24 protein-coding genes and 1 riboswitch are annotated in these 22,697 nt (G+C 68.5%); of the genes, 12 read left to right on the top strand and 12 right to left on the bottom strand.

The window, feature by feature from the left end:
* Positions 1-77: 77 nt before the first annotated feature.
* Complete coding sequence (locus tag ACZY0Y_RS05885; protein ID WP_463957082.1) at positions 78-1,271, top strand: AI-2E family transporter; 1,194 nt, start codon at positions 78-80, stop codon at positions 1,269-1,271.
* A gap of 25 nt (positions 1,272-1,296) precedes the next feature.
* Positions 1,297-2,166, top strand: coding sequence for a DUF4031 domain-containing protein (locus ACZY0Y_RS05880; protein WP_463885070.1), 870 nt, complete (start codon positions 1,297-1,299; stop codon positions 2,164-2,166).
* 93 nt (positions 2,167-2,259) lie between these two features.
* Here ACZY0Y_RS05880 and ACZY0Y_RS05875 read toward each other — a convergent pair whose 3' ends face one another.
* Both ACZY0Y_RS05875 and ACZY0Y_RS05870 read right to left on the bottom strand, forming a co-directional pair.
* Positions 2,260-2,772 carry an SRPBCC family protein gene (locus ACZY0Y_RS05875; RefSeq protein ID WP_463957081.1) on the bottom strand — a complete coding sequence of 171 codons (513 nt, stop codon included), beginning with the start codon at positions 2,770-2,772 and terminating at the stop codon, positions 2,260-2,262.
* A gap of 24 nt (positions 2,773-2,796) precedes the next feature.
* On the bottom strand, positions 2,797-3,210 hold the full coding sequence (locus tag ACZY0Y_RS05870) for a YccF domain-containing protein (RefSeq protein ID WP_463885067.1): 414 nt from the start codon (positions 3,208-3,210) through the stop codon (positions 2,797-2,799).
* A 176-nt stretch (positions 3,211-3,386) separates the two neighbouring features.
* Between ACZY0Y_RS05870 and ACZY0Y_RS05865 the strand changes: the two genes are divergently transcribed.
* On the top strand, positions 3,387-3,782 hold the full coding sequence (locus tag ACZY0Y_RS05865; protein WP_463885065.1) for a hypothetical protein: 396 nt from the start codon (positions 3,387-3,389) through the stop codon (positions 3,780-3,782).
* 12 nt (positions 3,783-3,794) lie between these two features.
* On the opposite strand, the gene ACZY0Y_RS05860 is transcribed toward ACZY0Y_RS05865, so the two are convergent.
* The 3 genes from ACZY0Y_RS05860 to ACZY0Y_RS05850 form a co-directional block, all read right to left on the bottom strand.
* Positions 3,795-4,340: a YceI family protein gene (locus tag ACZY0Y_RS05860; RefSeq protein WP_160663426.1), complete on the bottom strand. Its 546-nt coding sequence runs from the start codon at positions 4,338-4,340 to the stop codon at positions 3,795-3,797.
* A gap of 147 nt (positions 4,341-4,487) precedes the next feature.
* Positions 4,488-5,525, bottom strand: coding sequence for an LLM class flavin-dependent oxidoreductase (locus ACZY0Y_RS05855; RefSeq protein WP_463957080.1), 1,038 nt, complete (start codon positions 5,523-5,525; stop codon positions 4,488-4,490).
* 46 nt (positions 5,526-5,571) lie between these two features.
* Complete coding sequence (locus ACZY0Y_RS05850) at positions 5,572-6,183, bottom strand: phosphoribosylanthranilate isomerase (protein ID WP_463885836.1); 612 nt, start codon at positions 6,181-6,183, stop codon at positions 5,572-5,574.
* A gap of 202 nt (positions 6,184-6,385) precedes the next feature.
* Here ACZY0Y_RS05850 and ACZY0Y_RS05845 point away from each other — a divergent pair, with 202 nt between their 5' ends.
* Complete coding sequence (locus tag ACZY0Y_RS05845) at positions 6,386-7,015, top strand: HutD/Ves family protein (protein ID WP_463957079.1); 630 nt, start codon at positions 6,386-6,388, stop codon at positions 7,013-7,015.
* Here the strand turns inward: ACZY0Y_RS05845 and ACZY0Y_RS05840 are convergent.
* The 4 genes from ACZY0Y_RS05840 to ACZY0Y_RS05825 are packed head-to-tail and all read right to left on the bottom strand — an operon-like array spanning position 7,012 to position 11,114.
* Positions 7,012-7,839: an ABC transporter permease gene (locus tag ACZY0Y_RS05840; protein ID WP_024365358.1), complete on the bottom strand. Its 828-nt coding sequence runs from the start codon at positions 7,837-7,839 to the stop codon at positions 7,012-7,014. The genes ACZY0Y_RS05845 and ACZY0Y_RS05840 overlap by 4 nt on opposite strands.
* A 22-nt stretch (positions 7,840-7,861) precedes the next feature.
* Complete coding sequence (locus tag ACZY0Y_RS05835; protein WP_463957078.1) at positions 7,862-8,791, bottom strand: ABC transporter permease; 930 nt, start codon at positions 8,789-8,791, stop codon at positions 7,862-7,864.
* A 1-nt stretch (position 8,792) separates the two neighbouring features.
* The gene (locus tag ACZY0Y_RS05830; RefSeq protein WP_463885841.1) at positions 8,793-9,980 is read right to left on the bottom strand and encodes an ABC transporter substrate-binding protein; all 1,188 of its coding nucleotides are present in this window, start codon (positions 9,978-9,980) and stop codon (positions 8,793-8,795) included.
* Positions 9,981-10,040: 60 nt separating this feature from the next.
* A complete protein-coding gene (locus tag ACZY0Y_RS05825) occupies positions 10,041-11,114 on the bottom strand; it encodes an ABC transporter ATP-binding protein (RefSeq protein ID WP_463957077.1) in 1,074 nt (357 codons plus the stop codon).
* A gap of 217 nt (positions 11,115-11,331) precedes the next feature.
* On the opposite strand from ACZY0Y_RS05825, the gene ACZY0Y_RS05820 reads away from it, so the two are divergent.
* From ACZY0Y_RS05820 to ACZY0Y_RS05795, 6 genes are all read left to right on the top strand, one after another.
* Positions 11,332-12,072: a FadR/GntR family transcriptional regulator gene (locus ACZY0Y_RS05820; RefSeq protein ID WP_463885845.1), complete on the top strand. Its 741-nt coding sequence runs from the start codon at positions 11,332-11,334 to the stop codon at positions 12,070-12,072.
* Positions 12,073-12,109: 37 nt separating this feature from the next.
* A complete protein-coding gene (locus ACZY0Y_RS05815; RefSeq protein WP_463957076.1) occupies positions 12,110-12,823 on the top strand; it encodes a cache domain-containing protein in 714 nt (237 codons plus the stop codon).
* 157 nt (positions 12,824-12,980) lie between these two features.
* Positions 12,981-13,048: riboswitch (guanidine-III (ykkC-III) riboswitch) on the top strand.
* 9 nt (positions 13,049-13,057) lie between these two features.
* Positions 13,058-13,381 carry a DMT family transporter gene (locus ACZY0Y_RS05810; protein WP_463957075.1) on the top strand — a complete coding sequence of 108 codons (324 nt, stop codon included), beginning with the start codon at positions 13,058-13,060 and terminating at the stop codon, positions 13,379-13,381.
* Between the two features lie 2 nt (positions 13,382-13,383).
* Positions 13,384-13,788 carry a DMT family transporter gene (locus tag ACZY0Y_RS05805; RefSeq protein ID WP_463883183.1) on the top strand — a complete coding sequence of 135 codons (405 nt, stop codon included), beginning with the start codon at positions 13,384-13,386 and terminating at the stop codon, positions 13,786-13,788.
* A 135-nt stretch (positions 13,789-13,923) separates the two neighbouring features.
* Entirely contained in the window at positions 13,924-14,934 is a 1,011-nt protein-coding gene (locus ACZY0Y_RS05800) for an aldo/keto reductase (protein ID WP_463957074.1), read from the top strand.
* Positions 14,935-14,955: 21 nt separating this feature from the next.
* On the top strand, positions 14,956-15,606 hold the full coding sequence (locus tag ACZY0Y_RS05795; RefSeq protein WP_463957073.1) for an MBL fold metallo-hydrolase: 651 nt from the start codon (positions 14,956-14,958) through the stop codon (positions 15,604-15,606).
* A gap of 134 nt (positions 15,607-15,740) precedes the next feature.
* Here ACZY0Y_RS05795 and ACZY0Y_RS05790 read toward each other — a convergent pair whose 3' ends face one another.
* Both ACZY0Y_RS05790 and ACZY0Y_RS05785 read right to left on the bottom strand, forming a co-directional pair.
* Entirely contained in the window at positions 15,741-17,639 is a 1,899-nt protein-coding gene (locus tag ACZY0Y_RS05790; RefSeq protein WP_463957072.1) for a DEAD/DEAH box helicase, read from the bottom strand.
* 322 nt (positions 17,640-17,961) lie between these two features.
* Positions 17,962-18,276 (bottom strand): hypothetical protein, encoded by a 315-nt coding sequence (locus tag ACZY0Y_RS05785; protein ID WP_463957071.1) that lies wholly within the window; start codon positions 18,274-18,276, stop codon positions 17,962-17,964.
* A 201-nt stretch (positions 18,277-18,477) separates the two neighbouring features.
* Here ACZY0Y_RS05785 and ACZY0Y_RS05780 point away from each other — a divergent pair, with 201 nt between their 5' ends.
* Both ACZY0Y_RS05780 and ACZY0Y_RS05775 read left to right on the top strand, forming a co-directional pair.
* Positions 18,478-19,143, top strand: coding sequence for an SAM-dependent methyltransferase (locus tag ACZY0Y_RS05780; protein ID WP_463957070.1), 666 nt, complete (start codon positions 18,478-18,480; stop codon positions 19,141-19,143).
* Between the two features lie 468 nt (positions 19,144-19,611).
* Positions 19,612-21,093, top strand: coding sequence for an amino acid permease (locus ACZY0Y_RS05775; protein WP_463957069.1), 1,482 nt, complete (start codon positions 19,612-19,614; stop codon positions 21,091-21,093).
* Positions 21,094-21,176: 83 nt separating this feature from the next.
* Here the strand turns inward: ACZY0Y_RS05775 and ACZY0Y_RS05770 are convergent, their stop codons facing one another.
* Positions 21,177-22,616, bottom strand: a complete 1,440-nt coding sequence (locus ACZY0Y_RS05770) for an MFS transporter (protein WP_463957068.1) — start codon at positions 22,614-22,616, stop codon at positions 21,177-21,179.
* Between the last annotated feature and the right edge of the window lie 81 nt (positions 22,617-22,697).

Genomic DNA, 22,697 nt, shown 5'->3' with positions numbered 1-22,697 from the left:
CCCCGGGGCTTGCACCCTCCGGCTGTGAGACGGTTGGTAAGTAGCATGACCATCCGACAGTGGGAGAGAAACACAGCATGGGCAGTCCGGAAAAGACAACACCCTGGGGCGACAGCCTGGGCCGCGCCAGTATCAGGACTGCACAGGTCCTCCTGCTGCTGGTCCTGTCAGTGGTGGTGGTCTACGCCCTGATCCAGGTGCGCCTCGTGGTGATTCCCGCGCTGCTGGCCCTCATCCTCGCCGCCGCGATCGCGCCCTTCGTCCACTGGCTGCGCCGCCGGGGCTGGCCCAGCACCGCCGCCACCACCGTCTCCTTCCTCGTGCTTTTGCTCGCGTTTGGTGCGGTCATCACCGGAATCGTCTTCGCCGTCATGAGCCAGGCCGACCAGCTGGCCAGCAAGGCCACAGAGGGCTTCGACCGGGTCTACGCCTTCATCCGCACGGGCCCCATCCCCGTCGATGACCAGCAGATCCAGCAGGCGCGCGACGCCGTCGTTGACTTCGCCACCAGCAGCACCGTTGGCGCGGGCGCCATCTCCGGGCTCAGCGCGGCCGGCAACTTCCTCACCGGCGCCCTCCTGATGGCGGTGATCCTGTTCTTCTTCCTGAAGGACGGCGAGAGCATCTGGGCCTTTGTGCTGCGGGCGTTCAAGGGCAGGAACCTGGTGAAGGCACGCCGCGCCGGGGAGCGAAGCCTCAACGTGCTCGGCGGCTACGTGCGCGGAACCTCCATCGTGGCCCTGGTGGACGCGTTCTTCATCGGCCTCGCGCTGGTTGTCATGGGCGTACCGCTCGCACTGCCGCTCGCCGCGCTGACCTTTATCGGAGCCTTCATCCCGCTGATCGGCGCCACCCTGGCCGGCATCCTCGCCGCGCTTGTCGCCCTTGTCGCCAACGGCCCGTTCGCGGCCCTGATCGTCATCATCGTCGTGATCGTCGTCAACCAGCTGGAGGGCAACTTCCTTCAGCCCGTCGTGATGGGCCAGGCGCTCAACGTGCATGCCCTCGTCATCCTGCTGGCCCTCACCGCCGGCACCATCCTCGCCGGCATCATCGGTGCGATCCTGGCCGTTCCCCTCGTGGCGGTGGGCTGGGCCGCGATCAAGGCCTGGAACTCCGGGGACGACATCACCCCCGAGGCCATCGCGGAGGCCGAGCATGAGACCCGGCTCAATGAAAAGGGCGAAGGGGTGCGCTCCAAGCCACAGCGTGCACGGACCCGGAAGGAAGAGCAGTCCGACACCGCGGCCGTTGACGCCAGCCAGGGCTGATCCGCCGCCGGATTAGACTTCCTGCATGGCCATCTACCTTGATCCTCCGCTCTGGCCGGCGCATGGAACGCACTTCTCGCACCTGATCTCGGACACCTCGCTGGCGGAGCTGCACGCCTTCGCGGCGGCGGCCGGCATCCCGGACAGGGCGTTCGACGGCGACCACTACGACGTCGCCGAAGCCCGGTACAGTGCCCTCGTGGCGGCCGGGGCCGTACCGGTGGAGGGGCGGATCCTGGTCCGCAAACTGATCGCCAGCGGGCTGCGGATCCCGGCCCGGCGGCGCAGCAGTTCACTCAAGCTCCCCCTGCTGACCCGCTGGAACGATGTCCTCCCGGGCCACGACGCGCTGTTCCTGGACCTGCTGGACCGCTGGGGCGAGGAGCACCGGAGGTACCACGGCCGCACGCACCTGCTGGCGGTCCTGGAGGCACTGGACCTCCTCACCGGACTCGCCGACCCGCCGCGCACCGTGCTGCTCGCCGCCTGGTTCCACGACGCCGTCTACCGCGGGATCGCGGGCCAGGACGAGGAGGAGTCGGCCCGGCTCGCCGAGGACCGGCTGGCCCACGCCGGGCTCCCCGCGGCCGAGGTGGACGAGGTGGCCCGCCTCGTGCGGATGACGGCCGACCACCGGCCGGTGCCGGGCGACGGGGACGCCGCGTTGCTCAGCGACGCGGACCTCTCCGTGCTGGGCGGCGAACCGGCAGCCTACGCCCGGTATCTCGCCGCCGTCCGGCAGGATTTTGCGCACATCGGCGACGACGACTTCGCCGCCGGGCGCGCCGCCGTCGTCCGCCAGCTCCTGCAGCTGGACCCGCTCTTCCACACCCCGCGGGGCCGGGACCTCTGGCTGGAGGCGGCGCGGCGGAACCTGCAGGGTGAGCTCGGATAAGCGGGACGCCTCAGTCCACAGCAACGCGGGGTCACGTAACGCCCATAATCCCTCTCGGGATGGGCGTTACGTGACCCCGCGTTGCCTGGTTTCTCAGGCGCCCCGGCGGAGGTGTTCGGCGAGGCGGTCGAAGGACTCGCGCCAGCCGATGCCCTGGCCGTCGCGGTTGTCGATCGTGTCGAAGGGGCCCTGGAAGAACGTCATCCGGGTGCCGCCGTCGATCTCTTCCAGCTGGAAGGTCACCTCGGTCTCGAAGCCCCGGGTGCCGTCCGGTTTGTCCCAGGCATGGGTGAAGACGAAGAGGTTGGGCGGTTCGATGTCCGTGTGGACGCCGCTCCACCAGTTTTCCTTGCCGGTGCTGTCCTGGACCATGCACGCCCGGTAAAGGCCACCGATTTCCAGATCCGCGTCGATGCTTTCCCGGGGAGTGTGGAAACCGCGGGGCCCCCACCACGCCGGGGCCTGGTCGGGGTCCGTCAGGGCGGACCACACCCGGGTAATGGGTGCCTGGAATTCGCGCGTAATGACCAGCATGAGGTCTTCGGGCGGAGTGGGGGTTTCTCCCTGGCCGGACGGGGCTGGAACGGCAGTGACGTCCTCGGACATTTCGGGCTCCTCCTCTAAGACGGGCTAGCGGTAGGACTTGTTGTAGGTCGTCACAAAGGGCTTGTCACTCGGGACGATCTGTTTGCCGAGCGGCATGAGCGAGACCGGGATGAGCTTGAGGTTGGCGATGGCCAGCGGGATGCCGACGATGGTGATGGCCATCGCGAAGGCGGTGACCACGTGGCCGATCGCGATCCAGATGCCGGCAACGAGCAGCCAGATGACGTTTCCCAGCAGCGAGAACACGCCCGTGCCGCCCGGGCGGTCCACCACGGTGCGCCCGAAGGGCCACAGCGCATAGTTCGCGATCCGGAACGACGCGAGCCCCCACGGGATGGTGACGACCAGCAGACAGCAGATGATCCCGGCCACGAAGTAGCCGAGCGCGAGCCAGAGTCCACCAAAGAGCAACCAGATGATATTAAGCAGTGTCTTCATGGGACCATTCTCCCCTGCCGGAGACCGATCCGGCCTAGGGGTTCACCCTGAACAATTCCAGAAATTCGTCCGGGGACCCGGGCGGACAGCGCATAGCTTTGCGAACGCACGGAAGGGCATAATACTTGGACCATGCCTGCACTCCTGAAGCTTGCCCTGATCGCTGGGAGACGCAGATGACAACCATCGGGGACCTGCTCGGCCCCATTCTCGAAGTCATGACATGGGTGGGTTTCGTTCTGGGCCTGCCGCTGCTGGTGTGGGGCTGGATCGCCCGGAGGCGCCGGTGCCAGTGGGCCGGGACCACCGGCAAGGTGATCAGCGCCGGCGGGTTCACCGGCTACAGCTGGACGGACCACCACGACGCCGACCACCGGTCCCTGCTGCCGGCGGCCGAGTCGGGCGGCCTGGTGGTGGGCACCGACGTCGAGCTCTTCTACGACGTGTGCCACCCGTCGCGATGGGGGCTGAACCCGCCAAAGCACGATATTGCGGCCTGGACACTTGGCTGGATCCTCACCGGGGTGGGGATCCTGTCCACAGTCGGCGGCTTCGTGCTGCTGCTCTTCTAGGCCTGCGTGACCCTAGGCCTGCTTCACCATGGCCGCTTCGACACTGATCTTGACCTTGTCGCTGACCAGCAGCCCGCCGGCCTCGAGCGCGGCGTTCCAGGTCAGGCCGAATTCCTTGCGGCTGATGTCCGTCTCCGCACTGAACCCCGCGCGGGTGGCGCCGAACGGGTCCACCGCGATCCCGGTGAACTCGACTTCCAGGTCCACCGGCTTGGTGACGTCGCGGATGGTGAGGTCGCCGGTCAGGACATAGTCCTCGCCGTCGCCCCTGATCCCGGTGGCACGGAACGTCATCTCCGGGTACTTTTCGACGTCGAAGAAGTCAGCGCCGCGGACGTGCGCGTCGCGGTTGGCGTCGCCGGAGTCAAAGCTGGCCGTTTTGATGCTGGCATGCAGGCTGGCGTCTGCGAGGGAGTCGCCGACACGCGCCTCCGCCGCGGCCTCATTGAAGCGGCCCCGGACCTTGCTGATGCCGGCATGGCGGACGCTGAAGCCGACTTCGCTGTGGGACATGTCCAGTGTCCAGACGCCGGGGGTCAAACCTTGGGGCAGTGTCACAACGGTCTCCTTCGCGGGTGGCGGGCCGGGCCCGCCGGGTCATCGGGGCACTCCCCCAAGGAGCCATGCTAGCCACGCCGCCGCGGCGCGGCTAGCCTATTGCGGAACCCGGCCGGCTACGCACCGCGACGGCTGCAACCCCCGGGGTTAGGCCGCCGGCTGCGGCGCCCAGCCGATCGCCGGTGCGATGTGCCGGACGACGGTGCCCAGCAGCTTGGCGTTGAAGTCCACGCTGAGCTGGTTGGGGACGGTGAGCAGCAGGGTGTCGGCGGCCTGGACGGCGGCGTCAGTGGCGAGGTCCCCGGCAATGGCGTCAGGCGCGCCAACGAAGCTCCTGCCGAACCGGGCCACCAGCCCGTCGATCACCCCGACCTGGTCGCGTTTCTCCCGCAGGGCGCTGAGGCCGAAGTACCGCCGGTCCTCATCGTCGACGATCGGCAGGACGCTGCGGCTGACCGATACACGCGGCTCGTGTTGATGGCCGGCGTCGGCCCAGGCCTGGCGGAACATGCTGATCTGCTCGGCCTGAAGCTGGTCGAAAGGCACACCCGTGTCCTCCGTGAGCAGCGTGGAACTCATCAGGTTCATGCCCTGCTCCGCGGTCCAGACGGCGGTGGCGCGCGAGCCGGCGCCCCACCAGATCCGCTCGCCGAGGCCGGCGGAATGGGGCTGGACGGGCAGCAGCCCGGATCCGCCGCCGGCGTAGCGCGGCTCGGCCTCCGCCATCCCGGCGCCCGAGATGGCGCGGCGGAACACCGCCGTGTGCCGCCGCGCCATGTCCGCATCGGTCTCGCCGTCAGCCGGCACATGGCCGAACGCCGCGGCGCCGTCACGGGCGGGCTCGGGTGAACCGCGGCTGATCCCCAGCTGCAGCCGCCCGCCGCTGATCAGGTCCGTCGCGGCGGCTTCCTCGGCCATGTACAGCGGGTTCTCGTAGCGCATGTCGATCACGCCGGTCCCCATTTCGATCCGGCTGGTCCGGGCGGCGACGGCGGCCAGCAGCGGGAACGGGGAGGCCTGCTGCCGGGCAAAGTGGTGCACGCGGAAGTACGCGCCGTCGACGCCCAGTTCCTCGGCGGCGACGGCCAGTTCGATGCCCTGCAGCAGGGCGTCGCGGGCAGTCCGGGTGCGGGAGCCCTCCCCGGGTCCCCAGTGTCCAAAGGACAAAAATCCGATGCGCTTCATGTCAGGGGCAACACGGTGCGGTCCGGCGGCATTCCTGCGGCCGCGTTCAGGGCTTCGTTGCCGTGGACTTGGCCGCCGTCACGAAGTCCCGGATTTTGGCCAGGTCCTTCACCCCGCGGGAGGATTCGACGCCGGAGGAGACGTCCACACCCCAGGCGCCTGCCTCCGAGGCCGCACCTGCGACGTTGGCCGGATCCAGCCCGCCGGCGAGGAGCCAGTTGCGCCCGGCCAACCCCTTGGCGCGGACCGAGGCGTAGTCCCAGGACTCGCCGGAGCCGGGGACGGCGGCGTCGATCAGGAGCAGGTCCTCGCCCCAGTCCGCGAACGCCCCGGGCGGGGCGGACATGGTGACGGCCCGGATCAGCTTGAGTCCGGCGTCGTGCACGGTGCGCACGTCTTCCGGGGTGCGGTCGCCATGGATCTGGACCCAGTCCAGCCCGGCGTCGCGCGCCACGGCGACGGCGTCCGCCGCGGCTTCGTGCCGGAAGACCCCGACGGCGGGGAGCCCGGCCGGGACGTGGGCCAGGAGTCCCCGGGCCTGTGCGGGAGTCACTTCGCGGGGGCTGCGGGTCAGGACAAAGCCGACGGCGTCCGCCCCGGACTCCGCGGCGGCCCGGACCGACTCCGGTGTGCTGAGCCCGCATACCTTGACGAACATTCGGCTCCTTTTGCAGTTGTTCCTCTGTGTTTTCTGCCTCCGACGTTAGCAAGGACAGTGGCACGCCGGCGCCTCACCTGCCCCCGGGGTGAGATTTGGCGCCCATGTTTGTCCGGAACATGGGCGCGAAGTCGGACCTCGGCGCTATGGGCAGGGGCGCGGCCCCGCGACTACGTTCCCGGCCGGCGGATAGGGTGGTGGGATGGAGATCATCCGCTATGCCGAGCTGAAAGCCCAACCCTGGCGCAACGGCGGCGGGGTGACCCGCGAAGTGGCCAGCCATCCCGCGGCAACCGCCCGTCAGGACGGCACCGGTACGGACAGCACCGCTTCGGCGAGCGGCTGGGACTGGCGGGTGAGCATCGCCGAGATGTCCAAAGCGGGCGGGTTTTCGGCGTTTCCCGGCATGGACCGCGTCCTCACCGTGGTTGAGGGCGAGCTGTTGTTGCTGAGCGTCGACGGCGCCGAGCACCCGCTGGAGAAGTACCGCCCGTTCCGGTTCTCCGGCGACGCAGCTGCGGGCGGGGCACTGCCCACGGGCGACATCCGCGACCTGAATGTCATCACCCGCCGCGGAGCGTTTAAGGGCTACACCTCCATCATCGAACTCTCGAAGAAGCGGGCGCACCCTGTGTTCGGGGGCCAGCTGGGGATCCTGCTGCAGGGCCAGGCGGCGGTCAGCCCCGGGGGCGCCGCCGCCGGCGGCGGGCCGGGCGCCGGGCCGCAGGCGCTGGACCGCTATGACGCCGTCGTCGGTTCCGACACTGCCTCCCCCGAGATCCTGGGCCGCGGCTTCCTGGCCGTCGTGTCGATCGACCCCGTCGCGGACTAGCCCTCCTTAGCCTTCACACGCGCCGCGCCGATCCCCACCGAGTCCTCGGACAGCCGCTGCGCGAGCCAGATCGGCACGATCGAGACGACGATCAGGACGACGGCCACCACGTTGACCACCGGGGCCTGGTTGGGCCGGAAGAGGTTCTGCAGGATCCAGATCGGCAGGGTGGTGTCCCCGGCGCCGATGGTGAATGTGGTCACGATGATCTCATCGAAACTGAGGGCGAAGGCCAGCAGGCCGCCGGCCAGCAGCGCCGAGCGGAGCTGCGGGAACGTGACCAGCCGGAACGTGGTGAAAACGCCGGCCCCCAGATCGGCGGAGGCCTCCTCCAGACCGCCCTGCATCCGGCGCAGCCGGGCAATGACGTTGTTGAAGACCGTCACCATGCAGAAGGTGGCGTGCGCGATCACGACCGTCCACAGGCTCAGCGAAACACCCAGGATGGTGGTGAACATGTTGTTCAGGGCGATGCCGGTGACGATCCCGGGCAGCGCGATCGGCAGGATCACGAGCAGGCTGATGACGTCCCGGCCGAAGAATTGGTAGCGCAGCAGTGCCAGCGCCAGGAGCGTCCCCAGCACCAGCGAAATGATCGTCGAGACCGCCGCCACCCAGAGCGAGGACACCAGGGCCTCGCGGACGCCGGTGGAGTCGAGCGCCCGCCCCCACCACTCCAGGGTCAGTCCCCGCGGCGGCCAGCCGAAGGTCCGGTCCGCGTTGAAGGAGTTGACCACGACCAGCAGCAGCGGCGTATAGATGAAGAGGAACACCAGTGCGGTGACGACGCCGAGGATGGCTTTGGCGCTTCGGGAAAGTCTCATGGTGCTCCTGACTGTCCGGGGTTCACAGGCTGTTGAGTGCGCCGGTGCGGCGGACGATGAAGAGATAGAGCGTGATGATCGCGATCGGGACCAGCGAGACGGCGGCGGCGAACGGCAGGTTGTTCGCGGCTCCGACGTTCGCGTAGACCACGGTGCCGAGCATCTGGGTGGTGCCCCCAACGATCTGGGCGGTGATGTAGTCCCCGAGCGAGAGCGAGAACGTGAAGATCGTCCCGGCAATGATGGAGGGGACCAGCAGCGGGAACACCACCAGGCGCACGGTGGTCAGGGGCTTCGCGCCCAGGTCGCTGGAGGCTTCCAGCAGCGAATCGGGGACCCGGTCGAACCCTGCGTAGATCGGCAGGATCATAAACGGCAGCCAGATGTAGGACAGCGTCAGGATCACGGCCGTTTCGCCGTATCCCGGGGACTCCAGCCCGATCGGCGCCCCCAACCACTCCAGCAGCCCGCCGTCGGCGAGCACGTTCCGCCACGCGTACGCCTTGACCAGGTAGCTCGCCCACAACGGCATGAGGACGGCCACGACCAGCAGCTTCTGCCACCGGGCACTGGCCACCTTGGCGATGAAGAACGCCATGGGCAGCGCGAGGACCAGGTCGATCAGGGTCACCGCGATCGCCATCCACAGTGTCCGCAGGGTGATCCGCTGGTAGACCGGGTCAGTCAGGACCGTCACCACGTTTTCGGTGGTCCAGTCCGTGGAGACCTTCCCGGTGAAGGTGTCCACGGTCCAGAACGCGGTGATCAGCAGCGCCGCCAGGGCGGCGATGTAGACGAGCACCAGCCAGCCGGCGGGGGCAGTGATGAGCCCCGCCAGCCGCAGCCTGGGCGAGCGGTGAAGCAGCGCCGAGACCTTGTGGGCTTTGGGCCGGGGCACGGTGGAAGCGGCCGGGGGTGGCCCGGGGGCCGGGTGCTGCGTCCGGAGCGCCATCTCAGCCCTTAATTTCGGTCCAGGCCTTCGTCCACTCCGAGTAATCCGTGCACTTGACGTCCTTGCGGCCGTCCAGGCATCCGGCCACCGGCGTGGTCCAATACCAGATCTGCTTCGCGTAGGCCTCATCACCGGAATGGTAGGTCTCGCAGTGCGACTTGTCCGCGGTGAGGTCGCAGGCCTTGGGGTTGGCCGGCGATTCGCCGAAGTACTCCGCCACGGCAGCATTGGCCTTGGGGCTGGCGATGTAGTCGAGCCACATGTAGGCGCAGTTCTTGTTCTTGGACTCCGAATTGATCATCCAGGTGTCCGACCAGCCCGTGGCGCCCTCTTCGGGGAGCAGGGTCTTCACGTTGGCCCCGTCCGCGACGGCGATGTTCGCGCCCACCTGCCAGGTGGTGCCGACCACCGTGCTGCCGCTGGCGAAGGCCTGGACCTCCTTGACGACGTCGCTCCAGTACTCGCCGATGTGCTTGCGCTGCTCTTTCAGCAGGTTAACCGAGGCAGCGAGCTGGTCCTTGTCCAGCGCATAGGGGTTCTTGATGCCAAGCTCCGGCTTGTGGGCCATCAGATACACGGCGGCGTCGGCAATGTAGATCGGCGAATCGTAAGCGGTGACCTTGCCGCTGTGCTTGGCGGCGTCGTCGAACACGGCGCCCCAGGAGGTGGGCGCCGGGGTGACGGCATCCACGGAGTACATCAGCAGGTTGGCTCCCCAGCCGTGCGGCATCCCGTAGTTCTTGCCGTCCACCGTGTTCCAGGCCTTGTCCTTCAGGAAGGGGTACACGTCGGCGTAGTTTTTCAGCAGGCTCATGTTGACGGGCTCCACGTTGTTGCCGGCAATCAGCCGCAGGGAGGCGTCGCCGGAGGCCGAAACGACGTCATACTGGCCGGTGCGCATCAAGGTCACGGCTTCGTCCGAGGTGCCAAAGGGCTTGAAGCTGACCTTGCATTTGGTCTCGGTTTCGAAGGGGGTCACCCAGTCGACGGCGGGGTCGTTGCTTCCATCCTCGACGTAGCCGGGCCAGGCGAGGATGGAGAGCTGCCCTTCGCCCGGGCCGATTTCGGACTTGACCGGCTGCGCGGACTGCGTGGCCGATCCCCCGCCGGTGGTGCCGCAGCCCGCCAGTGCAAGGGCTGCCGCCGCGGCCACCCCGACCACGAGGGAGGCCCTGTTCCTTGTTGCCATCATCCTTACCTTTCGTTGCAGGGGTGAATCAGATTCAGTCTCTGTCCGTGAACGTACGTTTCAGGAACCGTGGGACGGCAGCCAGACGGCGTCATCGTCGTCCCAGCTCACTGTGACGCGCCGGTCCAGCAGTTCCGCGTCGCCGCCGGGCAGCGTCTCCGGCGCCAGTACGACGACGGCGGGACCGTCCTCGAGCTGAACCCGCACCTGGGTGGCGTGCCCCACGTAGACGAGCGATGTGACCGTTCCGGGGCGGGCGGTGACGCCGGCGCGCGGTTCCGGGGCCCTAGTCCAGGACAGGCGCAGCCGTTCGGGCCGGATGCAGACCTGCTCCGCGCGGCCATAGAGCTTCTGGGCGTGGACGGCGTCGAAGATGTTGGAGGTCCCGACGAAGTTGGCCACAAACGCGCCTCCCGGGCGCTCGTAGATCTCGTGCGCGGTGCCGATCTGTTCCAGGCTGCCGTTGTTGAACACGCCGATCCGGTCGCTCATGGTCAGGGCCTCCTCCTGGTCGTGGGTGACGAAGATGAAGGTGATGCCGAGCGAGCGCTGCAGTTCCTTCAGTTCCACCTGCATCTGCTGCCGGAGTTTCAGGTCCAGCGCGCCGAGTGGCTCGTCCAGCAGCAGGACCTTGGGCTGCACCACCAGGGCCCGGGCCAGGGCCACCCGCTGGCGCTGGCCGCCGGAAAGCTGGGCCGGTTTGCGGCCGACAAACTTCCCCAGCTGTACGCGTTCCAGTGCTTCGCGGGCCCGCTCGTGGCGTTCCTTCCGGGGCATCCCCCGCACGCGCAGTCCGTAGGCAACGTTGTCGATGAGGGACATGTGCGGGAACAGTGCATAGTCCTGGAAGACGGTGTTGAGGTCACGTTCGAACGGCGCCATGCCGGTGACGTCCCTGCCCTCGAGTTCGACGCTTCCCGCGGTGGGCAGCTCGAAGCCCGCGATCAGGCGCAGGACCGTGGTTTTCCCGGATCCTGACGGGCCGAGCATGGAGAAGAATTCGCCCTGGCGGATGTCGAGGTCCACGGCGTTGACGGCGACGGTGTCCCCGAAGACCTTGGTGAGTTTGCGCAGGCGGATCGCCGGAACCGCGTCCTTTTCCGTCGGCCGGCCGGCCGCGAGCGTCTCGGTCATGGGTGCGCCTAACTCCGTTGCCGGATCATCGTAGATGCGACACAGCAGGGTGTGATCCGCGCCACAACAGGCTGCTGGGCCAAATACTATTACTCCATAGGTTTTGTGTATAGACCCCTGAAGAAGCCCGGATTAGGATGGCTGCTACCGGGCACGGGCAGCCCTCCGCGCCCTCCCCCGGATGCTGGATCGACACCGGAAATTGACAGGAGGCCCGATGCTGCTGACACCGCAGGGCGCCTCCCGGAGCCTGGCGGCCGTGTTCACGCCGATCAAGTCCCGCGGCCTGGTGGACGAGGTATGCGGCCGGATCGAACAGGCAGTGGAAACCGGGCTGCTCACGAGCGGGCAACGGCTGCCCAACGAGACGGAGCTCGCCGCCGCGCTGGGCGTCTCCGCGGTGACGGCCCGCGAGGCCCTGTCGCAACTGCGGACGTCGGGCATCATCCGCACGGCCCGGGGCCGCAGCGGCGGCAGCTTCATCGCCGACGACGTCCTGCCGTCCCGGGAACGCGCCCTGGACCAGCTGCAGGAGCTGACCAGGCTCCAGATCAGCGACCTGGGGCTGCACTACCAGGCCATGGCCGCGGCCTGCGCCAGCGTCGCGGCCCGGCGGTCCGATGCCGCGGACATGGCCACCTTGCGGTCCTTCATCCCGACGGCGGAGGCGGACCCGTTGCACTGGCGGCTGGCCCTCTCCGAGTTCCTGCTTGAGGTGGCCGCCATCGCCCGTTCGGCCCGGCTGGCGCGGGAGCTGATCCGGCTGCAGGCAGACTTGGGCACCCTCACCCTGCTGCCCTGCGCCGACTCCGGCTACCGGCTGACGACCGCCGGACTCCTCGAGGACGTCGCGGCCGCCGTCGAGGCCCACCAGCCGGCCGCCGCCGAAGCGGCGGTGAAGGCCCTGGTCACCGCCACGACGGACTGGCTGCTGAACGAGCAGTCCAAGCGCTACTGAGTATTCCCTGTTCCTTCGAGCTAAGGCAGCGACCCCGATGATTAAAGCCACCGCTTCCCCGGACACCTCCACCCTGCATGCAGCCGCGGACCTCGACGCCACCATCACCGGCATCGAGCACAGGCTCGCGGCGTGGGCGGCGGAGACGGGTAACGCCCTGGCGGCCCTCTCCACCAAGGTCACCGGCACCGCCGTGGACAAGCTCATCCGGCCGGCGGTCGAAGAACTGGTCCGGACTCCCGGCGGATACATAGCCGGCGCAGGCTTCCTTGCCAACGCCGGGCTGCTCGGGCCGGAACGCAGCTACATCGCATGGTGGCAGGGTGAGGAGCTGGAGCATGTGGACGCCCTCGCCAACTTCAGTCCCAACTCCATCAGCCGCTACGTGAAATCCGAGTGGTTCCGCGTGCCGGTGGACACCGGACAGGCCCACGTGACCGGGCCGTATGTGGATTTCCTGTGCACCGACGAATACGTCCTGACCTTCACCCACCCGGTCTTCTGCCGCGCGGACGGCCCCGTTTCGGGGATTGTGGGGATGGACGTCACCGTGCAGCGGCTGGAGCGCGGCGCCCTGCCGGCCCTGCGCCGGATCGGGGACCGGGCCACGCTGGTGAACGCCGACGGCCGTGCCATCGTTTCGGCGGCCTCGGACATCGCCGCAGGAGACCTCGCTGCCGCCGAGGTGGGCTGCAGCGTGTATCCCGTGGGCCGGAAGTTCCGGATCTGGAGCGGGGCTAGGGCGCTCTGACCCCGCCGAACCCTCATCGACTGCTCCGTAACTGCCCTTATGAACCCTCAAAACGGCCGTTACGGAGCAGTCGATGATGGGTTGATGGGGATGGGTGGTGCGCCGCCTACCCCACGGCGGAGGTTCGCCTCCCTGCGGGGGCGTTGCTAGGCTGGAATGAAGGCCGCCTTCTTCGTGGCCTCCGGACGACGGTTCAGTACCCGGCACGCGACAAGACTGGCCACAGGAGCAATCATGCCGTGGTTAATTCTCATCGTGTCCGGGTCGCTGGAGGCCGTGTGGGCCGCAGCCCTGCACCGGACCTCGCAGGCCACGGGCCGCCACCGGATTGCGCCGGCCGCCGTCTTCCTTGTCTCCGTCCTGGCGAGTACGGGCGGTCTCGCTGTCGCGATGCAGTCCATCCCGACCGGCACCGCCTACGCCGTCTGGGTGGGCGTCGGTGTGGTGCTGACCTCCGCCTACGCCATGATCACCAAAGTTGAGCCGGCTACCGCCGGACGGATCCTGTTGCTTGGCGGGATCGTGGCCTGTGTGGCCGGCCTGAAGCTGGTGGCATGAGCATGGCAGCGAAACGCACGCCAAAATCAGCAGCGAAGGCGCCCGCAACCACCCTGGCATGGCTCATCCTGCTTGCCTCCGCCGTGCTGGAGGCGGTCTGGGCCACGGCCCTGGGGCTGTCCGATGGCTTCACCCGGCCGGTGCCCACGCTCGTGTTCGCGCTGACCGCGTCCCTGAGCATGGTGGGGCTGGGCCTGGCCGTGAAGAGCATTCCGCTCGGCACCGCCTACGCCGTCTGGGTGGGGATCGGCGCGGCCCTGACGGTCGGCTGGGCGATGGCGACCGGCGTCGAACCGGCCAGCCCCATGAAACTGCTGTTGATCGCCGGCATTGTGGGCTGCGCGGCGGGCCTGAAGCTCCTGCCGGCCCGGGAACCCGCGGCATCCCGGACGCTCCCGCCCAGTTAGTGCGTGCCCCGAGGGGCTACTCCGCGCGACACGCCGTGGCTCAGGCCTGTGCGCTGGCAGCAACTGGGCGGGAGCGTTGGAATACACCGGAGCGGACACGGGTTGCGGGTAGGAAACAGCGAACGGAGACCCAAGATGAACGCAGCAACAGTCCAACTCGGCGACGGCCTCGCGGTCAGCCCCCTGGGGTTCGGCGGCATGGCCCTGACCCCGGTGTATGGGGAGGTGGATCCGGCCGAGGCCCTGCGGACCCTGCACCATGCGGTGGATGCCGGCGTCAGCTTCATCGACACGGCGGACATCTACGGCGGGGGCAGCAACGAGGAATTGATTGCCCAGTTGCTCAAGGAACGCCGCGGCGAAGTGCAGCTGGCCACCAAGTTCGGGCTCGTGGGCAGCCCGGCCAGCGGCTACTCCGACATCCGTGGCGACGCCGCTTATGTGCGGCAGGCCGTGGACCGCAGCCTGCAGCGGCTGCGCACCGACACCATTGACCTGTACTACATGCACCGCCGTGACCTCCGCGTTCCGATAGTGGAAACCGTGGAGGCCATGGCAGAGCTTGTGCAGGCCGGCAAGGTGCGGCACCTTGGCCTGTCTGAGGTGACGGCCGAGGAGCTGCGTGAAGCCAGCAGCATCCACCCGATCGCCGCAGTCCAGAGCGAGTGGTCCATCTGGAGCCGCGATGTGGAACGCAACGTTGTTCCTGCCGCGGCCGAGCTCGGGGTGGGGTTTGTGCCGTATTCGCCGCTGGGCCGGGGATTCCTCACCGGCACCGTGGACGCGTCGACGCTGGGCAGCAACGACTTCCGCCGCAACATCCCGCGTTTCGCCGAGGCGGCGCTGGACGCCAACCAGGGCGTGGTCGCCGCTGTGCAGGGAGTCGCGGCTGAACTTTCCGCCGCCGGGCAGGCTGCAACTCCTGCCCAGGTGGCTCTGGCCTGGCTGCTCGCGAAGGGCCGCAAGCTGGGACTGCCCGTGGTCCCCATCCCCGGCACCCGCCGTGCGGACCGGATCGACGAAAACCTTGGCGCGCTGGCGCTCGACTTCACCGCAGCGCAACTGTCGAAACTCGACGCCGCTGCGGACGCGGTCGTCGGCTCCCGCTCGGCGAACCCCAGCTGGGTGTCCCAGGGCCGCGAATAGCGGATCCGTAGACTGAAGCCCATGGACTCGCTCATTCACTCGTTACGTGACATCACCATCCGCCGGATTTCGGTCAGCGAGATGGACAACAACGTGTATCTGCTCACGGCCAAGGCCTCCGGCGCGCAGCTCCTGATCGATGCGGCCGATGATCTGGCCGCCATCCAGGGGCTGCTTGCCGACGCCGCCGCGGATACCTCCGCGACGCCGAAGCTGGCGCTGGTTGCCACCACCCACCAGCACTGGGACCACGTCCGTGCGCTGCCGGCCCTGGTGGCGGCCACCGGGGTGAAGACGGCAGCCGGGACGGATGACGCCCACGAGCTGCCCGTGCCGGTGGATGTGCTGCTGGATCACGGGGACGTCGGCAACTTCGACGGCTTCGATGTGACGGCGGTACACCTGCGCGGCCATACCCCCGGCTCGATCGCGCTGGTGTACCAGGACCATGAAGGCCCGGCCCACATCTTCTCGGGGGACTCGCTGTTTCCCGGCGGCGTGGGCAACACCCAGAAGGATCCCGAACGGTTCGCCCAGCTGCTCAGCGATGTCAGCGAGCGGCTGTTCGAGGTATATCCGGAGGACACCGTGGTGCACCCGGGCCACGGGAAGCCGACCACCCTTGGCGCGGAACGCCCGCACCTTGAGGAGTGGCGCGCCCGCGGCTGGTAAACGGCGCTGCGCTTTGCGATTCGCGCTGCGCTTCCTGCCTTACGCTGCGGCCAGGGCCGGTCGCTGCGGGTATACCCGTAGCGACCGGCCCTTCGCGTAGCGCGAGCTATCTTGCGTAACGAGAACCCGAAGGCTTAGCGGCTGCGGCGTTCGTTCGACGCCGGTGCGGACGCGCGGCGGGGGCCGCCGCTGCGTGCCGGACGGCCTTCGCTGGAGCGGCCATTGCCGCCGCCTGCGTAGGATCCGCCCGAGGTGCCGCCGGTGTTGGAGGACCACACCGCCGAGTTCGCGCCGGTCTTGGCGCCGGCCGCACGCTGGCCCGTTGCCGGGCGACCGCCGCGCTGGCCGCCGGTTGCGCCACCCGTACGGGGTGCGCCACCGGTGCGGGGTGCGCCACCGGTGCGGGGTGCGCCGCTGCGGGGAGCCGAAGCGCCCCGGGCGTCGCTGCGCCCTTCTGAGGCGCGTCCGTCTGAACCACGGCCGGCCGAGGCGCGGCCGCCTGCAGCCGGAACATCGTTGCGGTGAGTGCCATACGAGGTTGAGCGGGCGCGGACGCTGCGGCGCTCGGCGCGCTCGGCATCCTGCCGGTCCTCGTTGCGCTCGATGACGCGGTCTGCCGCGTTGCGCGCGGCGGCCTGGCCTTCGTAAGCCACAGCACGGCGCTCGGCGCGGGGCAGATCGGTGCGGGGAGCTTCAGCTCCGACGCGTCCGCGTCCGCCACGGCCGCCACGGCCACCCGCGGTGGGTGCAGCCTGGGTGGTGCGGCGGGCGCGCTTGCGCTCGGCGTTGGCACCGGTGGAGTTGCCGCCGCCCTGGTTGGACTTGGCGGCCAGCAGTGCGGCGCGGGTGCGCGGATCGATCTTGTCGGCCATTTCGCCCACCAGTTTCGCAACCAACGGCGAGTTGGCGGTGGCGCGCTCGAAGTTGACGTCGACGCCGGCAGCCTTCATGAGCTTCTTGACGTCGGACTGCTGCTCCGGCAGGGTCAGCGTGACCACAGTGCCGTCGGAACCGGCGCGGGCGGTGCGGCCCGAGCGGTGCAGGTACGCCTTGTGCTCCGTGGGCGGATCCACGTGGATGACGAGCTCGACGTCGTCGACGTGGACGCCGCGGGCGGCGACGTCGGTCGCGACCAGGACGCGGACCTCGCCGGAGGAGAACTCGGCCAGGTTGCGGTCACGGGCGTTCTGCGAGAGGTTGCCGTGAAGGTCGACGGCGGGAATGCCGGCGTCCGTCAGGGTCTTGGCAAGCTTGCGGGCGTGGTGCTTGGTGCGCAGGAAGAGCACCCGGCGGCCGGCACCCGAAGCGAGCTCAACGATCAGCTGCTTCTTGACGGTCTGGTCGTTGACGACGAGCACGTGGTGCTCCATCGTGGTGACCGCGGCCTGTGATTCATCCACGGCGTGGGTCAGCGGGTTGGACAGGTAACGCTGGACGATCTTGTCCACGCCGTTGTCCAGGGTGGCGGAGAACAGCATGCGCTGGCCCTGGCTGGGGGTCATGTCCATGAGCTTCTTGACCACGGGGAGGAATCCGAGGTCGGCCATGTGGTCGGCCTCGTCCAGGACGGTGATCTCGACACCTTCGAGGGTCAGGACGCGCTGGCGGATCAGGTCCTCAAGGCGGCCCGGGCAGGCGATGACGATGTCGACGCCGGCGCGCAGCGCCTTTTCCTGGCGGGCCTGGGAAATGCCGCCATAGATCACGGTCGTGTTCAGGCCCATGGCCGTGGCCATCGGCTCGATGGTCGCATTCAGCTGGGTGGCCAGCTCACGGGTCGGCGCGAGGACCAGGCCCATCGGGCGGCCGGGCTTGCGGAAATGCTTGGCTTCCCGCTCAGCGAGTCGTGCTACAAGCGGGATGGCGAAGGCAATGGTCTTGCCGGAGCCGGTGCGGCCGCGGCCCAGGACGTCGCGTCCGGCCAGCGTGTCCGGCAGGGTCTTGACCTGGATCGGGAACGGCTCCACGATCCCCTGGGCGGTGAGGGTGTCAGCGAGGGCCTTGGGCGTGCCAAGGGCAGCAAATGTAGTCATAAGTTTCAAGGTCTTTCAGGCGGTATCCGTGCGGATATCGGCCCCCGGCGCCGGTTGGCTCAGGGGTTCGCCGAAGAAAAGTCAGGTGATCAACCGGCCAGCTGCTGGAAAAGCCGGCGGCCAGGACCAAATAGAACGCGTTCATCGACGCAGGATGTGCCTCTCACATGAAAAAATCCCACTCCCTGAACGGAATCCGGAAGGAATCCAGCAGGGGAACCGGTTGATGAACCGGGCCGATCATTCAAGACCAAAGTGGGCATCACTGCACATCAAGTTCCCTTAGTCTATCATCCGGCGGAGCCGGGGCCTCTTTCCCCCGTCAGCGCACCAGGCTGGGTGCCTGGAACAGCGGGACGTGCGACGCCGGCCGCCCGGGCTCCGCAACCAGCGGCGCCGAACCGTGCGTCGCTGCCGAACCGCTCGGGGCCTCCGCGCGCAGGATGAGCAGCGCCTCGGTGTCGATCAGCCTCCGCGTCCCGGTCCGGTCATCCAGGATCCAGAACAGGTCCGTGGCCGCCACGGTCCGGATCACTTCTCCCCGGTGGAACAGTTTGCCGTTGTGCCAGGCTTCAATCCCGTCCCCCACCGACAGCTCCGCACTCGAATAAACCTGCCGCGCGTCCCCCGCGGTCATGGCCTGCTCCTTCCCCGGATCCGGATTCACTCCAGTGTCATTCCGCTTTCCGGCTCCAGCCTCCACCACCGAGGTTTCGAGGGCGTTTCCGTGCGGTGATCTTCGTGTGTCAAATTTCCGCGGACTCGGATTTACCTGTGTCCCCGGCTGCCTTCCCCTGCCATGATGTGGGAGAGGACCCCACGACCGGCGAGGACAACGATGACAGAGCACGACCACCCCGAGCCCAACAGCAACGCCAGCGCAGCCCACGTCTGGGACGAGAAGTACCGCAGCCGGGCCAGGGTCTGGAGCGGCGAGCCGAACCCGCAACTGATCGCCGAAGCCGCACCCCTTCCACCCGGAACAGCCCTGGACCTGGGCTGCGGCGAGGGCGCGGACGCCATCTGGCTCGCCAGCCGCGGCTGGAAAGTGACCGCCGTCGACGTCTCCGCCGTCGCATTGGAACGGGCCGAAGCGCACGCACAGGAACGGGGCCAGGGCGGGAACATCACGTGGGTGCGGCAGGATCTCGCCACCTGGGTGCCCGGGGAACTCTTCGATCTGGTCACGGCCCAGTTCCTGCATTCCACCGTGATGCCATGGCAGCAGGCCCTGCAGTTGGCGGCCGCAGCGGTGCGGACCGGAGGAACGCTGCTGATTGTCGGCCACCACCCCGACGGGCTGCCGCCGTGGGGCCAGCATCACAATCACGCGGCGGAGAGGTTCTACACGGCCGAGCAGCTGGGCGCCGAACTGGGCATTGAGGAGCCTGAGTGGCGGGTCGACGTCGTCGACACCCGGCACCGGAGCGCCACCGGGCCCGACGGCGAGGCCGCCGCCCTGACGGACGCCGTGCTGCGCGCCACCCGCCTCACCGCGCACTGAGCCCGGCGCCGGCAGTCCGAAGAATCCTCCGGCGATCCCGCACCTTAGCGGCGACCTCGAGGGTTTCCGGGCCGGGCACCCCCAGATGTGACAGGGGACACGGGGCGACAGCTGGGGCAAGGTTTCTCGACAAATGTCGACTGTGAGGCTGCGGGGCGGGCAATCGCGCGGCCCGGACAGGGCTGGCATCGGCAGGCCGGGACCGGCGTCGAAAATTCCCGTCGTCGCGGCGGAGCGGGCCTTCCTCCTGCCTGGCACGACCCTCTTTCAGCATCCCCGGCGAGCCTCCGGACGACCCCCGACGGCGCCGGCCGGGCGTGCTGCGGCGCCGCGGCGGCCCCCGGATCCCGCCCCTACGCTTAATCCACACGACAAAGTGTTACCTCCATCACACTCCCGATGGACCCGTGCGGGCCTCCCGCGGAATGCCCTCCGCCCATGGCCCGCCTGTAACAAGGAAGAAGCCTCATGTCTGAACGCACCACCACGGCTGCCCCGAACCTTGCACCAGAGTCCCCCAGCAGCCACGGGCAGGAACCGCACCTCGCCCGCGCCCTGGGCAACCGCCACATCCAGCTGCTGGCCATCGGCGGCGCAATTGGCACCGGGCTGTTCATGGGCTCCGGCAAGACCATCTCCCTGGCCGGCCCGTCCGTCATTTTCGTCTACATGATCATCGGCTTCATGCTGTTCTTCGTCATGAGGGCCATGGGCGAGATCCTGCTCTCCAACCTGAACTACAAGTCCTTCAGCGACTTCGCCGGCGACCTCCTGGGCCCCTGGGCCGGCTTCTTCACGGGCTGGTCCTACTGGTTCTTCTGGGTGGTGACCGGCGTGGCCGACATCGTCGCGATCGCCGGATACGTGGACAAGCTGGCACCCGGCACACCGCTGTGGATCCCGGCCCTGATCACGCCGGTGGTGCTGATTGTGCTGAACCTCCCCAGCGTCAAGGCGTTCGGCGAAGCGGAATTCTGGTTCGCTATCATCAAGGTGGTGGCCATCCTCGCCCTCATCATCACCGGCATCGTCATGATCGCCACCCACTTCACCTCCCCCAGCGGCGCGGTGGCCAGCATGTCCAACCTGTGGAACGACGGCGGCATGTTCCCGCACGGCATGTTCGGCTTCGTCCTCGGCTTCCAGATCGCCATCTTCGCCTTCGCCGGCATCGAGCTGGTGGGCACTGCAGCGGCTGAAACGAAGAACCCCGAAAAGAACCTGCCGCGCGCCATCAATTCCATCCCGATCCGGGTACTGCTGTTCTACGTTGGCGCCCTCGTCGTCATTATGGCCGTCAACCCCTGGCGCAGCATCGACCCTGCCAGCAGCCCGTTCATCGGCATGTTCACGCTGGCCGGGCTGGGGATCGCCGCGGTGGTCATCAACCTGGTGGTGCTGACCTCCGCCGCGTCCAGCGCCAACTCCGGCATCTACTCCACCTCCCGCATGGTCTATGGCCTCGCCCAGGACGGCAACGCCCCCAAGGCCTTCGGGAAGCTGAGCCCCCGGAAGGTCCCGCAGAACGCCCTCCTGTTCTCCTGCATCTTCCTGCTGGCCGGGCTGATCCTGCTCTACGCCGGCGATTCCGTCATCGGCGCCTTCACCATCGTCACCTCAGTGGCTTCCGTGCTGACCATGTTTGTCTGGTCGATGATCCTCATCAGCTACATCGTGTTCCGCCGCTGCAGGCCCGCCCTGCACGCCGCGTCGAAGTTCAAGATGCCGGGCTCAGGCTTCATGCCCTACGTCGTGCTCGCCTTCTTTGGCTTCATGCTGGTGGCACTCGGCCAGGCCGACGACACCCGGCTGGCCCTGCTGGTGACCCCGGTCTGGTTCCTGCTCCTCGGCGGCGCCTGGCACTTCAACCGCCAGTCGCCGCTGCAGCAGGCCCGGATTGCGGAATGGAAGGCCGTCCGCCGCGCCGGGGAGGTCCCGGCAGCGGGCTAGGCACCACCCGCCTCCCGGAAACCCGGGAGGGTGTCATGTACAAACGAGCTCCGACCGGATCCACCGGCCGGAGCTCGTTTGTCTTATCGGCCGGCAGCGGCGGCGGACCGGCTCTGCCGGCGGCCGGCCACCCGCGGGGCGACCACAACCGCCGCGACGCCGATCACCGTAGTCAGGGCGAAGACCCCGCCGAAGGACGCCGCCGTCGTCGGGAACGCGGCAAAAATGATGCCCGTTGTGGCGAGGGACAGCGCCCCGCCGAGCGAGTCGGAAATGGACATCGCCGAACTGTTGAAGCCCTCGTCTTCCTTGCTTGACAGGGCCAGGGTCATCACGCTCAGTCGCGCATACATCAGCCCCATGCCGCCGCCGGCGAACACCCATGCGGTGATTACGACGGCGGCCGGCCAGCTGAGGACCGTGGCCACCAGCACCAGGGCGACGGCGCCGAGGACGAGGGCCGCACCGATTTGAACCGCGCGGCGGTGATCCAGGCGTGGCCCGAGCCGGCCCTGGACCGCGGATCCCACGGCCCAGGCGACGGCGCCGCCGGTCAGGGTCAGCCCGGCGAGGGTGGGTGAGAAAACGTAGCGCTCCACCAGCAGGTACGGGAGGTAGACCTCGGCGCCGAAGAACGCGGCCGAGGCCAGCCCGCGGGTGAGAATGACGCTCGGGAGGCCGCGGCGGGCGGTCAGGGTTCCCCGCGGCACCAGCGGGCGGACGGCGATGAGGGCCACAACGACCGCCGCCACGGCCACCATTCCGCCTGCCACCGGTAGCCGGGAGGACAGGTTGAGGCCGAGCACGGCCAGCGCCGCGAGGGCGGCCCACGCCAGCCTGCCGGAGCCCGCGGACTTCCGCGGAGCAGGAGTGGGCATGTCCCCCGGTGCGGCACCAGCCGGGGTTCCGCCGTCGGGCGTGCCGCGCAACCCGCGCAGGGCCGGCACGATCATCAGCAGGGCCGGCACCACCAGCCCCACCACCCCGAGGAACACCCAGTGCCAACTGGCCAGCTGCGCCACAAGCCCGGCAGCGAAGGGGCCCACCAGCGAGGGAATCACCCAGGCTGCGGAAAACGCGGCGAAGATCTTCGGATGCAGCTCGGGCGGGTAGACCCGGGCGATCACCACGTACAGTGCCACTGTCATGGCGCCGCCGCCCAGGCCCTGGACCAGCCGGCCGGCCACAAGGGCGGGCATGGTCACGGACGTCCCGGCGATGAGCAGGCCCAGCACAAACATGGCCACGGATGCATACAGCGGCCCCACGGGGCCGCGCCGGTCGGACCAGTTGCCGGCGGCCACCATCCCGATGACGCCCGTGGCGAGCGGTCCGGCGAACGCCAGGGCGTAGAGGGATGCCCCCTCCAGCTCGCGGCTGACCAGCGGCATGATGGTGGTGACCGCGAGCGATTCGAAGGCGGCCAGGAACACGAGGGCACAGGCGCCCAGGGTGACCAGCAGATAGTCGCGGTGGAAGATGCCGGCTGATTCCAGGCTCGGAGCGGGGGCGGTGCGGGGCAAGTGGCGGCCTGATCGATAGTGATGGACGGAATCGCGAGACCCAACCGACGTCGATAGCAAGGACCGGGCGGCGGTTCCTGG

The sequence above is a fragment of the Pseudarthrobacter kochi genome (assembly GCF_055412805.1).
The sequence above is the reverse complement of the archived record's forward strand: the minus strand, read 5'-3'. Positions and strand labels throughout refer to the sequence as shown.